The organism is Hippea alviniae EP5-r (genome assembly GCF_000420385.1).
Classification (GTDB): domain Bacteria; phylum Campylobacterota_A; class Desulfurellia; order Desulfurellales; family Hippeaceae; genus Hippea; species Hippea alviniae.
In genome coordinates this window covers 672,809-688,554 of the sequence record NZ_ATUV01000001.1, presented here as the reverse complement: position 1 = coordinate 688,554, position 15,746 = coordinate 672,809, and the positions used below count along the sequence as shown (strand labels likewise).

Annotated in this window: 12 protein-coding genes and 1 tRNA gene; 7 read left to right on the top strand and 6 right to left on the bottom strand. The window is 34.9% G+C overall.

Going from position 1 to position 15,746, the window contains the following annotated elements; translation table 11 throughout:
- Positions 1-103: 103 nt before the first annotated feature.
- Entirely contained in the window at positions 104-1,981 is a 1,878-nt protein-coding gene (locus G415_RS0103680) for an EAL domain-containing protein (protein WP_155825430.1), read from the bottom strand.
- A 141-nt stretch (positions 1,982-2,122) separates the two neighbouring features.
- Between G415_RS0103680 and cobT the strand changes: the two genes are divergently transcribed.
- The 5 genes from cobT to G415_RS09710 are packed head-to-tail and all read left to right on the top strand — an operon-like array spanning position 2,123 to position 7,286.
- Positions 2,123-3,196 (top strand): nicotinate-nucleotide--dimethylbenzimidazole phosphoribosyltransferase, encoded by a 1,074-nt coding sequence (gene cobT / locus G415_RS0103675; RefSeq protein WP_022670239.1) that lies wholly within the window; start codon positions 2,123-2,125, stop codon positions 3,194-3,196.
- Positions 3,193-3,909 carry an adenosylcobinamide-GDP ribazoletransferase gene (gene cobS / locus G415_RS0103670; RefSeq protein WP_022670238.1) on the top strand — a complete coding sequence of 239 codons (717 nt, stop codon included), beginning with the start codon at positions 3,193-3,195 and terminating at the stop codon, positions 3,907-3,909. Before cobT ends, cobS begins: the two co-directional genes overlap by 4 nt.
- Positions 3,890-4,930 (top strand): pyridoxal phosphate-dependent aminotransferase, encoded by a 1,041-nt coding sequence (locus G415_RS0103665; RefSeq protein WP_022670237.1) that lies wholly within the window; start codon positions 3,890-3,892, stop codon positions 4,928-4,930. The genes cobS and G415_RS0103665 overlap by 20 nt, the downstream gene beginning before the upstream one ends.
- Positions 4,915-6,303: a cobyric acid synthase gene (locus G415_RS0103660; protein WP_022670236.1), complete on the top strand. Its 1,389-nt coding sequence runs from the start codon at positions 4,915-4,917 to the stop codon at positions 6,301-6,303. Before G415_RS0103665 ends, G415_RS0103660 begins: the two co-directional genes overlap by 16 nt.
- On the top strand, positions 6,300-7,286 hold the full coding sequence (locus G415_RS09710) for a cobalamin biosynthesis protein (RefSeq protein WP_022670235.1): 987 nt from the start codon (positions 6,300-6,302) through the stop codon (positions 7,284-7,286). Before G415_RS0103660 ends, G415_RS09710 begins: the two co-directional genes overlap by 4 nt.
- On the opposite strand, the gene G415_RS10660 is transcribed toward G415_RS09710, so the two are convergent.
- The 3 genes from G415_RS10660 to G415_RS0103640 form a co-directional block, all read right to left on the bottom strand.
- Complete coding sequence (locus tag G415_RS10660; protein ID WP_155825428.1) at positions 7,275-9,236, bottom strand: diguanylate cyclase; 1,962 nt, start codon at positions 9,234-9,236, stop codon at positions 7,275-7,277. The genes G415_RS09710 and G415_RS10660 overlap by 12 nt on opposite strands.
- Before the next feature lie 64 nt (positions 9,237-9,300).
- Entirely contained in the window at positions 9,301-11,016 is a 1,716-nt protein-coding gene (locus tag G415_RS0103645) for a DUF2207 domain-containing protein (protein ID WP_022670233.1), read from the bottom strand.
- Positions 10,997-11,551: a LemA family protein gene (locus G415_RS0103640; protein ID WP_022670232.1), complete on the bottom strand. Its 555-nt coding sequence runs from the start codon at positions 11,549-11,551 to the stop codon at positions 10,997-10,999. The genes G415_RS0103645 and G415_RS0103640 overlap by 20 nt, the downstream gene beginning before the upstream one ends.
- 112 nt (positions 11,552-11,663) lie before the next feature.
- Here G415_RS0103640 and G415_RS0103635 point away from each other — a divergent pair, with 112 nt between their 5' ends.
- Entirely contained in the window at positions 11,664-13,133 is a 1,470-nt protein-coding gene (locus tag G415_RS0103635) for a bifunctional metallophosphatase/5'-nucleotidase (RefSeq protein ID WP_022670231.1), read from the top strand.
- 33 nt (positions 13,134-13,166) lie between these two features.
- Here the strand turns inward: G415_RS0103635 and G415_RS0103630 are convergent, their stop codons facing one another.
- Together G415_RS0103630 and G415_RS0103625 are read right to left on the bottom strand one after the other, a co-directional pair.
- Positions 13,167-13,868, bottom strand: a complete 702-nt coding sequence (locus tag G415_RS0103630) for a peroxiredoxin (protein ID WP_022670230.1) — start codon at positions 13,866-13,868, stop codon at positions 13,167-13,169.
- Positions 13,869-14,012: 144 nt separating this feature from the next.
- A tRNA-Leu gene (locus tag G415_RS0103625) sits at positions 14,013-14,099 on the bottom strand.
- A gap of 185 nt (positions 14,100-14,284) precedes the next feature.
- Between G415_RS0103625 and G415_RS0103620 the strand changes: the two genes are divergently transcribed.
- Entirely contained in the window at positions 14,285-15,724 is a 1,440-nt protein-coding gene (locus G415_RS0103620) for a 4-hydroxyphenylacetate 3-hydroxylase N-terminal domain-containing protein (protein WP_022670229.1), read from the top strand.
- Positions 15,725-15,746: the final 22 nt, after the last annotated feature.

Below are 15,746 nucleotides of genomic sequence, written 5' to 3'. Positions count from 1 at the left end.
GCCCTCCTTAAACTAACTAAAACATTTAATTTCTTTTTAAGTAAAAAATCCCACTTAAATAATAGGTTAAACTATATTTTTTGTCAATGATTGAGAAGAGTGGCTATAATTTATCGCATGGTTCTGGTTTATGCAGATAAAAACCCTGAAAGTAATCTATACCCAGTTTTTCCAATTTCTCTATTTTCTCTTTTGAATCAACAAACTCCGCAACGGTTTTTATTCCTATATTTTTGCACATATCAACCAACGATTTTATAAAAACAACCTGTTTGTCGTTTGTTAGTATCTCAGACACAAGGTTTCCGTCTATCTTTATGTAATCTGGATTCATGTTGAAGATATAGCTGTAATTTGCATACCCGCTACCGAAGTCGTCTATGGCAATTTTAACTCCAAGTTTTTTAATATCGGATATAAATTTCTTAACTTCTCTGAAGTTTTCTATGGCTTCTTCTTCTGTAATCTCAAATGTTATCTTCTGTGCTATTTCTGGTTTTTTAAGTAGAATTGTCTTTAGAAATTTTGTTGTGTTTTGGTTTATTATGTCAAGTACGCTTAAGTTGAAGTTTATCTCTATGTCTCTTCTTTCAATTACATCGACGCATTTGAGAAACATTATCTTTGTTGCTTCAAAGTAGAGATATGTATTTTTTAAAATGCTTAGAAATTCCTTTGGCGTTATTGTTTTCTCTTTAAATCTTATTCTCATCAATGCTTCATATTTTGCAGGTTTTGATAAATTGCATGCGTCAAATATACCCTGAAGATAAGGGACAATTTTATCTGATGCCACAGCCACCTTTAGCTGAGCATTGATTGAGAGAAGGTCTTTATTTGAGAGCGATACACCTGCTAAGTTGTTTTTTTCAGATTCTTCTAAATCTATTATATGGTTTTTTAACTTTTTGGTTTTTATTAAACCATATTCTGCAAGCTCGAGTATGTTTGGCTTAATTTTGCCTAAGGCTCCATAGAAAAAGAGCGATATTGTGTGATGATTTATAGTAAATGTCATAGATTCAAGGCTTTTTAGGATCTTGTGGGATTTCTCTTTTGAGTCAATAATAACCGCAAACTCATCGCCTATAAACCTATAAGCTCTGCAGTTTTCTATGCTTTTTAACACTTCTGCCGTGTGTTTTAAGATTTTGTCGCCCGTATCGAATCCATAACTTATGTTTATCTCTCTGAAGTTGCTTATATCTATTAAAAGCAGGTATTTATCCGCATACTTTTTCAAATCTTTCTTCAGTTTAAACTGATTATCGAGCCCAGTTAGATAGTCTGTGTATATAGAGATAATCTCTTCGCTCATGAAGTTTAGAATCAACATGTTTTGCATTTTTGACGAATATCCCATAAATTCCCTGTAAAGCACAGAAAAATAGAAATACTCTCCATTTCTATAAGCTTTCAAAAGTCTTTTTGCCGTTTCTTTAAGAGAATTGTTTATCTTTTTGTAGGTATTGTTATCAAGATTCGGTATCTCAGTTTGTTGAGTTTTGTCTATCCAGCTGTCGAGTTCGCTGTTTTCGTAAATCGTTCCATCAAGGATAGAGTTTATAAAATTGATAATCCAACTTGTATGCATATTTAAAGCTTCCGATAGTTCTTTGCTTTCTGCTGCTATTTTTCTGTTTTTGTATCTTTCAAATAGGTGTTTGTCGAATTTTAACTCTTCTTTAATGTATCCTTTTGCAAGCTCTCTTTTTGCTGAAAGCATATTCTCTAATCTTAGGTTCTTTTTCTCACCTTCAAGAAGGGATACAACCTTTTCAAAGATGTAAAAAAAGTGAGAAAGCAAGATTCCTGATAGAAATAGCCTTTCTCCTAATTTGCTTAAGGAATCCATTTTGTGGTTTAGTAGGCTATAAACAGCTTCGCTTAAAAGTTCAATATCTTTTTTGTCTGCTATATGAGAGAAGTGTTTGGTAAAGTTTTCTCTTATAATCTCACCAATCCTACCTTTTTCGAGCATTTCTTGAATCAGTCTTATTTTTGAAAACCTAATACTTTTCTGAGATAAATTCAAGTTGTTTATTGCTCAATATTCTGATTGTTGACATAAGCGTTTTATATTGTTAAATATTTCCTTAAAGTTTATTAACAGGAGGTTTGTATGCACTTTAATGAACTCATAGTTTCTATAAAAAAACCGGATGAAAAAATACTAAAGAAAGCACAAGAGAGAACCTCCCAACTTATTATGCCTTTTAGGGCAATGGGAAAATTGAATGATATATCTGAGCGGCTTTGTGCTATTCAGGAGACACTTAAGCCTTCAACTGATAAAAGATGCGTATTTGTTATGGCAGGCGACCATGGCGTTGTCGAAGAAGGTGTGAGTGCATATCCACAGGTTGTAACATGTGAAATGGTAAAGGCATTTATAGCTGGTATCGCAACAATTACTGTTCTTGCAAGACAAAATAACGCAAAGGTTGTTGTATGCGACATAGGGACAAAGTGTGAGTTTGATGAAAAAGAGATAGATGGTGAAAATGAGTTTATAAGCAGAAAAGTGAAAAACGGCACGAATAATATGACAAAGACTGCAGCGATGAGTAGAGAAGAAGCTATAGATGCAATAATGGTTGGTTTTGAAATTGCAGACGAAAAGATAAAGAGTGAAGGTTTAAATCTTGTGGCAACGGGTGATATGGGAATAGGCAACACAACGCCATCTGCTGCAATTGCTTCTGTTATTTTAAATAAAAGTCCAGAAGAGATAGCAGGAAGAGGCACGCTCATAAGCGATGATGCTTATTCGAGAAAAATAGATGCCATTAAAAAAGCTATAGAATTAAACAAGCCAGACAAGAACGACCCGATAGATGTGCTCTCTAAGGTTGGTGGGCTTGAGATTGCAGGTATTACAGGCGTTATTCTTGCTGCGGCTTATAACAGAATTCCTGTTATTATCGATGGTTTTATATCAACTGCAGCAGCTTTGATAGCCTATGAGCTAAATGAGAGCGTTAAAGATTACATGTTTGCTGGGCATTTGTCAGAAGAGAAGGGACATAAGCTTATGCTTGAATATTTAGGCCTTGAGCCGATTTTAAGGCTAAATATGAGATTGGGTGAAGGAACAGGTGCAACACTTGCCATGCATATCATAGACGCTGCAGCAAGAATAATAAAAGAAGTTGCAACATTTGAAGAAGCGGGTGTTTCAGAGGCTGAAACTTGAACTCACTTTTAAGCGCTCTATCGTTTCTTACAATTATACGCATAAACTGCAAATTCAATGCAAAAGAGAGCGTTAAGTTTTTCCCTGTTGTCGGGTTGCTCATAGGAGCTGGGCTTTATGGTTTATCCTTTTTAAAAGAACCTTTCTCTGTCTTTTTTATGCTGTTTTATCTTGTTTTTATAACAGGTGGTTTGCATATAGACGGACTTGCCGATGCTTCGGATGCGTTTTTCTCTCACAGAGACAGAGATGAGATGCTAAAAATAATGAAGGATAGCCGAATAGGGACATTCGGCGTCCTTGCTATCTTTTTCGTGCTTTTTGCTAAGTTGCTTGGTTTCTTTGTTGTAAAAGATAAGTTGTTTTATATTTTTCTGCCTGCATACAGCAGGTTTTCGGTTGTTTACTTGATGAAAAAGCTTCCATATGGAAGAGAAAAAGGCACAGCGCATGATTTTTTTAAAGAATTTAAGTTTTTTGATTTTGCTTTTGGATACATAATTGTTGTTTTAAGCTTTTTTGTTTTGCCTATTAGAGTTGCTTTGATTGTAAATTTTGCATTCTTTTTATATGTTTTCTTTATTTTTGAATATTTCAAAAAGAAACTGGGAGTTATAACAGGTGATATGCTGGGTTTTTCCATAGAGACAACAGAAGCGCTGCTTCTTATAATTCTATCACTGGTAAGTGTGTATGCTAAAACATGGTGGTAATCTTTTATATTTTTCAGAAAAATACGGCATAGACAAAAAAAGTCTTATAGATTTAAGCAGTAATACCGTTGAGCCAGAGAGTGCTCTGTTTGATGATTTGGACTATAAATTTCTGCTTTCTGGTTTGTTTTCAGAAACTCCATACAGACTAAGAGATGCAATATCTAAAAAGTTTTCTCTTGATAAAGAAAAGATAATTGCAGGCAGTGGGAGTTTGAGTCTTATTAAAGATTTGTGCATGATTTTTTCAAAAAGAGAAGCACTGATTTATGAGCCTGCATTTTCTGAGTATGAGATTTTGGCTAAAGCATTTGATATGAAAGTCGATTTTAGGTTTGCAAAAGAAGAAAAGAATTTTGAGTTTGAGCTTTTGGAAATCAACCATGACATTGTCTTTATCTGCAACCCAAACAATCCAACAGGTGGTTTTATATCACCGTTAAAACTCAGTCAGTTTATAGAAGAGAACAAGGACACATTTTTTGTTGTTGATGAGTCTTATATAGAGTTTGCATCAGACACTTCGGTTTTTAATTTTGCAAAAAGCGATAATTTTGCCGTTTTGAGAAGTTTTTCCAAGCTTTATGGACTTGCAGGTGCAAGGGTGGGTTGGCTTTATACTCCAAACAGCGAAATTATAGAGAAACTTAATAGAATTAATCTTTCCTGGTCTGTATCGGCTTTAGCCGAAGAGCTTGCTATAAGGGCTTTAGATCTGGATTATTCTAACAAAATAGCTCAGATTGTAAATGTTAGGGATTGGCTAAGAGAGGAGATGAAAAAGAGTGGGTATGTTGAAACCTTCGAAAGCAAGACAAACTTTTTGTTGTTTAAATTAAAGAGAAAAGACTCAGCCTGGCTTTTTGATAAGATGATAAAAGAAGGCTTTTTGATAAGGGATTGCTCGAATTTTAGGGGATTGAGTGATAAATTCTTTAGAATTTCTATCAAGGATAAAAGAACTACGGAGAAGTTTTTAAACTCTTTTTTGAAGGTTTATGGAAGATGGCTAAAGCGATAATGTTCTGCGGAACTGCATCGGGGGTTGGGAAAAGCATAATAACGACTGCATTCTGCAGAATTTTAGCAAATAAAGGATACTCTGTTGCACCGTTTAAATCTCAAAATATGTCGCTAAACAGCATAACAACGCCAGATGGCTTTGAGATAAGCATAGCTCAGAATCTACAGGCAACTGCGGCACGAGTTATGCCGGATTGGAGAATGAACCCTATACTTTTAAAACCAGATGGCGGGAAGACATACATAGTGAGAAAGGGTAAACCATTCAAAACCGTATCTTATGGTGAGTATTACAAGTTCGCAGATGAGCATTTCGAAATAGCAAAGGATGCCTTTGATAGTCTAAGTAGAGAGTTTGACTTTATTGTTATGGAAGGTGCAGGCTCACCAGCTGAGATAAACCTTCAAAAATACGATATTGTAAACTTAAGGATGGCAGGCTATGCCAAAGCGAATGTTTACATAGTTGGAGACATAGACAAAGGTGGTGTGTTTGCAGCATTTAAGGGCACATTCGATTTGATAAAAGATAAATTTAAACCGTTGGTCAAAGGCTTTATAATAAACAAGTTTAGGGGTGATATAAATCTTCTAAAACCTGCCTTTGATATGTTTAAAAATTATTGTAGTGTGCCGATTTTGGGTGTTGTGCCTTTTGTTAGATTGAAGCTTGATGAAGAAGATTCTCTGTTTAAACCATCAAAAAAAGAAGGCTTTGTAAAAATCTGCGTAATAAAGTTGCCCTATATGTCAAACTTTACAGACTTTGGAGTTTTTGAGTTTATCGATGATGTAAGTCTTAAATTTATAGACAAACCAGAGTTTGATGATTGTGATATGGTGATTATTCCGGGTTCAAAAGCTGTTGATTATGATTTAAATTACCTTTATAAGGCAGGTTTTTATGAAGCCTTGTGTAAGATTCTCTCAAAAAAGCTATTGATTGGTGTCTGCGGCGGTTATCAGATGCTCGGTGAAGTGGTTGGTTTAAGTAAGGGATTTGGTTTTTTGAAAATGACGACAGAGTTTTCCAAAGATAAAAAGCTTATCAATAAAACATACAAAGGCATAAATTACCTAAAAGGTGCAAACCTTGAAGGCTATGAGATTCATCACGGTTTATCAGAAGTTGAAGGTGTTATTCAGCTTGCAGAAGACAGTAATGTTTGCGTGTTTGAAGAAAGCAAAAAAATCATAGGCACATATCTGCATGGCATTTTCAACAATAGAGAGTTTCTAAAATTTATTTTTAATGTTATTGGCAAAAAGATTGATGTGAATATTGATATAGCAAAAGAGAAGGATAAACAGATAGATATGCTTGCTGAAATAATTGAAAATAGTCTTCCTGTTGATAAGATGATACAGTGAAAGAGATAATATCACAGCTTGTTTATTATAATGCCATAGCGTTTGTTGTTGGGTTTATACTGGATTACTTCTTTGGTGAGCCACCTGTAAAGATTCATCCCGTCGTTTGGATAGGAAAACTTATACGGCTGTTTGAAAATGTTTTTTATCCTTTTAGAGATAAGCTTTTTGCAGGTTTTTTGTGCGTGTTATCTGTTCTGTTTATTGTTCTTAGTTTCGCTTTTGTTGTTATCATGCTCTTTGTGATGTATAGAGATTACTTTTTTGTTAGGCTCTTTTACTCTCTTGTTGCAACTTACATATTTTTTTCATCAATCAGCGTAAAGTCTTTAAAAGAGCATGCACTTAGGGTTTACAAAGCCTTAGAAAATGGAGATATACAGAAAGCACGCTTGTATCTTTCACATATGGTTAGCAGAGATACTGATGATTTAGAAGAAGATAAAATTATAAAGTCAACAGTTGAATCTGTATCTGAAAATTATGTCGATGGCGTTTTGTCGGTTATGTTTTACTTCTCTCTGTTTGGCATTGTTGGTGCTTTGATTTTTAAAACCATCAACACATTTGACTCGATGATAGGATACAAAAACGAGCAATACATTGAGTTTGGTAGGTTTGCTGCTAAATTTGATGATGTTTTGAATTTTATACCGGCAAGGTTGAGCATTGTTTTTATTGCTATAGCTTCTGTTTTGATTGGTCGTGGTTTTGAGGCTGTTATTTATACTTTCGGAAAATATAGAAAAGCCCATTCAAGCCCGAACTCAGCGCATCCTATGAGTGCTTTTGCTGGCAGTTTGAAGCTTATGCTTGGTGGAAGGACAAAGTATAACGGTGTATGGATTGATAAACCTATAATCGGTGAATTCGATAGAAAACCCAAGATTTCTGATATAACTCTTGCTGTTCATCTGCTTGAAGTCTCTTCATTTTTATCGTTTATATTTTTTCTTTTTTCTACGATGCCTTTAGCCAGTTGATGTTCTATTCCTTCCGTTTTCTTTGGAAGAGTATAATGCACTGTCTGTGCGTTTTATGAAGTTATCTGCCGTCTCATTTTCTGAGTATTGAGCAACGCCAAGACTTATCGTAATTTTGCCAACCTTATCAAAGTTTTCGTTCTCTACACGTTTTCTTAGTTTCTCTGCAACCATATAGGCTTTTTCTAAATCGGTGTTTGGAAGTAATATGCTAAATTCTTCTCCTCCGGTTCTGAACACATAGTCTGAACTTCTAACATTACTTTTTACAATTTCGCTGAGCCTTTTTAAAACTTTGTCTCCAACAAGATGACCGTGAGTGTCGTTAACTCTTTTGAAATGGTCTATGTCATACATTATCATTGATAGTGGCTCTTTATATCTATTTGCTCTCAATATTTCTCTGTTTAATATCTCGTTGAAATGCCTTCTGTTAAATAGTCCGGTTAGCTCATCCTTTATACTTATTTGTTTTAATTTTCTCTCTTCTGCCTTTTTTATTGTAATATCGAAAATTATGCCTATGACGCCCTCAGGTTCTCCATTAATATCTGTGTATACAGAGTAGAAAATCTCTATTATGCTTTTCTCTGTTTTGCATACATCAACTTGTATCTCTTTTGAGTTATTATTTTCTCTTTTTTCAAAGAAGTTTAAGGCATGCTCTTTTAATTCTTCAATGGTTTTATCTTTAACTTTACCTTTAAGCAAGGAACTTTCATCAACGCAGAAAAACTTTTCAAAAGCTCTGTTTACCCTTACGAAGTTTCCATTTTTGTTAAGTATAAATAACGGATTTGGTATAGATTCTATAAGATGAATTTGAAATTTCTCTTTCTCTTCAAGTTGATTTCTGTATCGCGCTATCCTTTTCATTATTATGTTAACAAATCCCACAAAGACAAGCAGAAGAAGCAAATTAAATACTGCAAGTTCGGATGTAAGGCTTAGTATGTACTTTTTAAAAATCTTGTTTAAATTTTTGTCTCTCTTGTATAGGTCGTTTTTGTATAAATCAGGATAAAAACCACTACCTATTATCCAGTTCCATGGTTTGTAATATTTTATGTATGTTATCTTTGGAGATATTTTGTTTTCACCTATAATCTTGAAGTAATATTCGACAAACCCTTCTCCTTTGTTTAAGGCAATACTTACTATTTCTTTCACGAACTCTTTTCCTTTTATATCCTTTGTATCTAAGGGTATTTCTTTATTCATAAAACTTTTTGGTCTATTTGGGTTTACAAGCCTTATGAGCTTTATTTTTCCATTTTTCTTTTCGACTCTCAAAACAAACATGTATCTTTTTCTTGATATTCCATATCTGAACTTGTTTATTTCTTTCTTAAATTTATCCTTTAGTTTTTCTTCTATCTTTGTCATATTTTCAAGTGTCAATATGTAAGCTTTTTCTTTTGAATTGTAGATGATAAAAGCCAGATATTTATTCGTTTCTCCATTTTTAGATTTTAAGTAGATTGTTCTGAAGATAGGCCTTATATATACCGTCTTTATAAGTTCTAAAAGTATTTTTTTGTTATTTTCTATTTTTGAAAGAGGACAGTATAATCTCTTTCTTTTGGAGAAAATAACACAAATGGAAGGGTCTTGATAGGAGACCATTCTTAAAAACTCTTTTCTGTCTTTTTCCCTTTCAAAACCCATCATCACATTTTCTATCTTCTTAGCTTTTCTGCGAAGAGAGACTTTTATGTCTTCAAAGGCGTTTTCTCTTTCAAATTTTATGCTTTCAATGAAGTAGTTTACTACATTTTTAATCTCACTTTTACTTTTGTGTATATATACGGTTTCATAGTCCTTAAAAACATCTCGATGAATGGCCGTAAGGTCTTTGTAGAAAATAAAAGCCGTAAAAAAGAGAGATATAATCAATAGAATTATCGATAAAGCTATGAAGCTATTTTTTATTCTTTTTTCTTCTCTCATGCCAAAAGGCAATTTATCATCAATAGTTGATTGATGCAATATTTTTATTGGTAATTTTTATTGTTTACCAGCTGCTTCCACCGCCACCACCCATGCCGCCGCCTGAGAATCCACCACCACCACCTGAGAATCCGCTTGAGCCACTGCCGGATGGAGAGCTGGTGAATTCTGTTGCCATTGTTGATAGGTTGTGGTCTATGGTATCGGCAAAACTCATTACACTAAAGGTGTGGAAATGATCGCTTCTATACCAGTTTGGTGGTTGAATATTTAAGTCTTTGAACTTTTCAGCCCACTTCTTTAGGTCTCCGAATGCAACAGCATAGGCTAAGGTGTCAAAGAAGTAATTAGGGTTTTCATCAAGCAGTCTCTTTAATCTATCCTTTTCAGCTCTATCCATAAACTCTTTAAATCCCTTTATGGCTGAGTATTTTTTTAATCCAACAGATGTCTTCTGCGGCATAATTCGTCCAAACACAAAACAGATTATAGCTGTTATAAGAAAAGCAAAAGCAGAAGAGAGATTAAAATCAAAGAAATTAATGCCAGCAAAACCAAGCATTATCATACTTATGAAAATTAAAGTTATTCCTATTCCTCTTGAACCTTTTGTGTAAAGATTGTCTTCTTTGATACGCTCATCGAGCATATCTTTTGCCAGCTCCATCGTCTTGTAAAATTTGTTCCTTAAAGAGCTTACTCTAACTGCATTTACATTTTTTGTTGGAAACAGGCCGTTGAATATAACTTTTTCATACTCTTCTGCATCGTCTGGTAAATCCTTTTTCTTTATTAAAACGATATCTTTCTTTTTAAAAAGTGCTGATTTTTTTGTTGTTTCTTCAATCTCTAAGTATCCTTTGTTTGCCCACCAGAATATTAATGCTATTAGGTCGTGATTGTCTATTCTATCGTTTATTAAAACACCGGCTTCAGCAGGCGTTATATTTTCTGGTGGTTTATACCTTGCCATGATAGGAATCTTCTCATCTTTGCCTTTGTAATACCAGATAAGAAACAGTATAAGGAATGTGAATATGGGTAAAGCAAAGATTTTGTTGTTTAAAAGGAACAGTTTTATACTGCCTGCGAAACTCTTTTTTAGGTATCCTTTTGGCATCCATAGAACAACGGTTAATCCGTTTCTTGGTTTTAATTGGTGCATAAGTTCGCAGCTCAATATTCCATCTGAGTATGTTGCTTCTTCTTTGTGTGTTGAGCCGTATGTTCCGCTAAACACGAGATATTTTATTTCTGATTTTGGCAGCGTGGTTGGAAGCATTATATCAAATGAAGCTTTTTCTATTTTTACGGGCCACTCAACTCCTATGACATTGTAATACAGCTCAGAGTGGTCTTTGAAAAAATTAATTGCTCCGTTTATTGTATAGCTGATTTTATATACAACATCACCGTTTACATATTTCAGTCTGTCGCCGATTTTTATGTATAGGTATTTACCCCTTTTTCTGGTTGAGTATTTGAAGTTTTCAACCTTCACATTGTATATTGATATCTCATAATAGTCTCCAGAAGTTCTGAAATGCTTTTTTGCAGAGTCAGATACCCTATACTTATAAGGGATTTTTCTTATAATTCCGTGTCTTGGTTGCAAGAAGTGAACCTTAATTGTCTCTTCAACATCTATTACGGCATCTTTATGTATGTATAGGTTTACATGGTAATCTTTTATGTAAAAGTATTCTGCTTTTGATGATATAGGCACAAAGGTAATAAAAAGAACTATGACAGCAAGCAGTTTAGAATTTAACTTTGACATTCTCTCTTTCTCTCTCTTCTATCTCAAAGAACTCTCGTTTTTTGAATCCAAATTGATTGGCTATTAAAACGGAAGGGAAAGATTCGCATAAGACATTGTAATCTCTAACAACGGCGTTGTAATACCTTCTTGCAAGCTGAATCTCATTTTCAATATCTGAGAGCGTTTTTTGTAAATCAAGGAAGTTTTGATTGGCTTTTAAGTCAGGATAGTTTTCTGCTAATGCAAAGATTGTTTTTAAGGCATCTGTAAGCATGTTCTCTTTTTGGGCTTTATCTTGAATACTCGTGGCACTCATTGCCATATTTCTTGCTTTTATAACATTTTCGAGCGTTTCTCTTTCGTGTTTTGCATATCCTTTAACTGTTTCGACTAAGTTTGGTATTAAATCGTATCTTCGTTTTAGCTGAACATCTATATCGCTCCATGCGTTGTCTATCATGTTCTTCAGCTTTACAAACTTGTTGTAATAGTAAATAAGGGCTATTATGAGTATTAAAATAAGGCCCAAAAGGATAGAGATTAGAAGGCTCACAGCTTACCTCCTGTGGACAATATTTGTTAGAGAATATATCATTCTTTAATATAATTTGCAACCTATTTATAAGTTAAGTAAAATTAAAAAAACAAAAAAAGGGGAGGGCAAAATGAGAAAACCCATTATCGCTGTTTTCTTGTTTCTTTTTCTATCTGTTTATGCGTATGGAAGCGCTTTTTATCATCTGACAGTTGTGGGCACGGGTGACCTTCAAGGAAATTTAGAAGGGATATCCCGTTTGGCAACGCTGATAAAGAAAGCAGTTGAATCCAACCCTAAAGGGACAATGGTTGTTGCAACAGGTGATGAGTTGATGGGAAGGTATTTTGATAAGTTTCACGGTAAAGCCATTTATAGCTTAATGTATGATGCAGGGTATAGATTCTGCGTTTTGGGTAATCATGAATTCGATAAGGGCGATAGAATTCTCAAAGAAGCTTTAGGTTATGCAAAATGTAAGTTTATCTGCTCTGATTTGGCTACAAAAGGAACACCGCTTGAAGGTAAATGCAAGAAGTATCTTATTGTTGAAAAAGATGGTCTAAAAATAGGTATTTTCTCTTTGATGACTCAGGAGTTACCTTTAATAAGCTCACCAGAGAAGGTTAAGCTTATCTCTAACAATATAGAGACGGCAAAAAAGATGGTTAAATTGCTCAAAATCAAAGGTGCAGATGTAATAATTGCCCTTACACACATAGGTTTTTCTCACGACAAAACCGTTGCTGAAAATGTTAAAGGTATAACTCTCATATTTGGCGGCCATTCGCATGTTTATCTAAAAAAGGCGTTTATAAAAGGCGATACGGTTGTCGTAAATGGCGGCTCTTTGGGAAGGTATCTTGTAAGGGTTGATTTGTATTTTGATAAAGGCAAAAAGCTCATTAAGAAGATGACAAGATATAAACTTATACCTGTTGACGAAAGGGTTGAAAAACTTGCTTCTGTTGAACAAAAACTTCAGCGTTTCAAAAAGAGACTTCCAAAAGCAGTTGTTTTGGGAAAAACAGAAACTGGTTTTGATTTAAGAGAGTCTGTTTTGAGATTTAAAGAGTCTGGCTTTGCCGATACGATAAACGACATATTAAAAGACAAGTTTAGGGTTGATGTTGTGTTTAACAACTCTGGCCTGTTTAGAGGAGATAGCAAAATCCCAAAAGGCAATATAACCGATGTTATGCTGCATAAAATCTTCCAGTTTGACAATGTTGCTTTTCTTCTCAAGCTAAAGGGCAGATATATAAAAGATGTTCTTGAGTTTAGTGCTGACAGCTTTGGTAACGGTGGTTGGCTTCAGGTTGCAGGTATAAGATATACTGTTGATTTAAAAAAGCCTAAAGGAGAAAGGGTTAGCGATATAACAATTAACGGAAAGCCATTGGATACAAACAAAACTTATACTGTTCTTATAAACGACTTTTTAGCTAAAGGTGGCAACGGCTATTTCTGGTTTAAAAAGTGCGGAGAAGAGCTCTTTAACACTTACACTTCTTTCTATTCTATCGTTGCATCGTATCTGAATAAAAATAGAGTTTTGAATGAAGAGAAACCAGACGGCAGGATAAAAATAATAAAATGAAAAAGCCGACCCTAAAGGCCGGCTGATTGTTTTTTAAGATAACAGCTCTTCTACCGTTACATAATCGCCTACGCGACCTGTAAGCTCTTCTGCTTTTGTGTTGACAGGCAAAGTCTTTTTGCCCGGTCTCCAGTTAGCTGGGCAGACTTCTCCAGTTTTGTAAACATGCTGCCATGCCTGAATTTGTCTGATAAACTCATTTACGCTTCTTCCTACAGATGGTCCCTGAACTTCTTCGGCTACGACGACGCCATCTGGGTTGATTAGGAATCTTCCTCTTAAGGCTAAGCCTTCTTCTTCTATTAAGACGCCGAATTTTCTTGATACTTCACCTGTTGGGTCAGCACCGATGACAAGTTTAAGGTCTTTCAAAAGCGGCTCTGTCTCTGCAAATCTCTTGTGAGAGAATTTTGTGTCGGTTGATACTGCCAATACTTCAACACCCAATTTCTGAAGCTCGTCGTATTTTGCATTCATTGCTGCAATCTCTGTTGGACATACGAATGTAAAGTCTGCTGGATAGAAGCATACAACAAGCCATTTACCCTTGTAATCATCACTCGATACAGTTATGTACTTGCCTGTTTTTGGGTCATAAGCATCCATTTTAAATTCTGGCATTTTCCTTAATACCAATACTCCTGCTTGTGTCCTTTCCATTTTCTCTTCCTCCTTTAAAGTTTTTTCTTCTTTTTTAGGCTCTTCAATTGCCTTAAGTTCGCTGTCGCAACCCATGGTTCTTTCACCTCCTTAGGTTTGAGTGTAATATACACCTAAAATAATTTTTTGTCAAGGAAAAAAATTATAAATTAGGAACAAAATTTTAAACCCAACCATCACTTTCAACTATAGGATTTTTATAAAAAAAGTAAAGGAAAATGGTGCCGAGGGCGGGACTCGAACCCGCACGGGAATACTCCCACCACCCCCTCAAGATGGCGTGTCTACCAATTCCACCACCTCGGCTCTTTAGGTAGGCGCTAAATTCAATACTCAATTTTTTATGAGTTGTCAAGAAAAAGAATTGAATTATTGGAGATGATTTTTAGTTTACTACCACACTTTGCCATTTTTTTGTTATCTTTTTGACAAAATCAATAAATAAAACTACAATTTATTATTAAATATCAATAAAGTCAAAGGAGGATGTCATGATAACTACATCTAAAGATTATTTAAATAGGCTTTCCAAAAGAAAAGTTAGGGTATATGTAAACGGTGAAAGGGTTGAGGATTATGTAAATCATCCAAATATAAAACCCATCATTGATTCCATAAGTTTAACTTATGATTTGGCTCATGAAGATGAGTTTAAGGATATAGTTACCGCTCATTCTCAGTTTATAGACGAGCCGATAAATAGATTTTTGCATGTGTATATGACGAAGGATGATTTAATAAAACGGATAAAATTAGCGAGATTTTTTAGTAGTAAGCTGGCCACATGCAATTATAGGTGTGTTGGGTGTGATGCTATAAACTCATTGTTTGTTACTACTTACAGAATGGATGAGAAGTTTGGCAGTGAGTATCACAGAAGATTTGTAAAATTTGTTGAATCTGCCCAGAAAGGCGATTTTTCGGTGTCTGGTGGGTTGACAGACGTTAAAGGCGACAGGTCAAAAAGACCACACGAACAGGACGATATGTATTTAAAAATTGTGAAAAAAAGAAGCGATGGCATAGTGGTAAAAGGGGCAAAGATTCATCAATCCGGAGCAGTAGTGTCTGACTACACTCTTGTTGTACCCACTATAGCTCTGTCAGAAGAAGATAAAGAGTATGCTGTTGCTTTTGCTGTTTCGCCTGATACAGAAGGACTAACCTATGTGATGCAAAATAACGCATTTGAGGCAAAAAGAAGAGAAAGTCAGGATTGGGAATCCGGTAACCCTTATGGCGTTAGAGGAACATCTCTTATGATATTTGATAATGTTTTCATACCCTGGGAAAATGTTTTTATGTGTGAAGAGTATGAGTTTGCTATAGATTTTGTTACTAATTTTTCAAACATACATCGCTATGTGGGAGCAGGGTGTAAAGCAGGGTTTATAGATACGATAATAGGAACTATGGCTCTTATGGCAGAGTATAACAACACTTATAAAGCCAAGCATGTTAAGGATAAGATAATAGATACAATTAAGGCATCAGAAGCCTGTTATGCCTGCGGTCTGGCGGCAGGATATGAAGCTGTAGAGACTGAGATAAAGGTGTGGTTGCCGAACACTCTCTTTTCAAATGTTTCAAAGGCTTTGGGTCTGCCTGCTATATCAGAAGCTATTATAAATCTTGCTGATATAACTGGCGGTATATCCGTAACCTGTCCGTCCAAAAAAGATATTGAAAATCCTGAGATAGGAGATTATTTAAAGCATTATCTTAAAGCTTCTGATAATGTAGATACAGAAGAGAGGATGAGACTTATAAAGTTTGCCGAGTTCTGGGTGGCAGGTCCACATCTGGGAGGAGCTGTTCATGGAGGTGGCTCTCCTATAACCTCAAGTATATTTATTGAGCGCTCGGCAAATATAGATAGCAAAAAAGAGAATGTAAAGGAACTGCTAAAAGTTTGGGATAGTTTAAAATAAAAAAGAGCAATAAACAGATAAA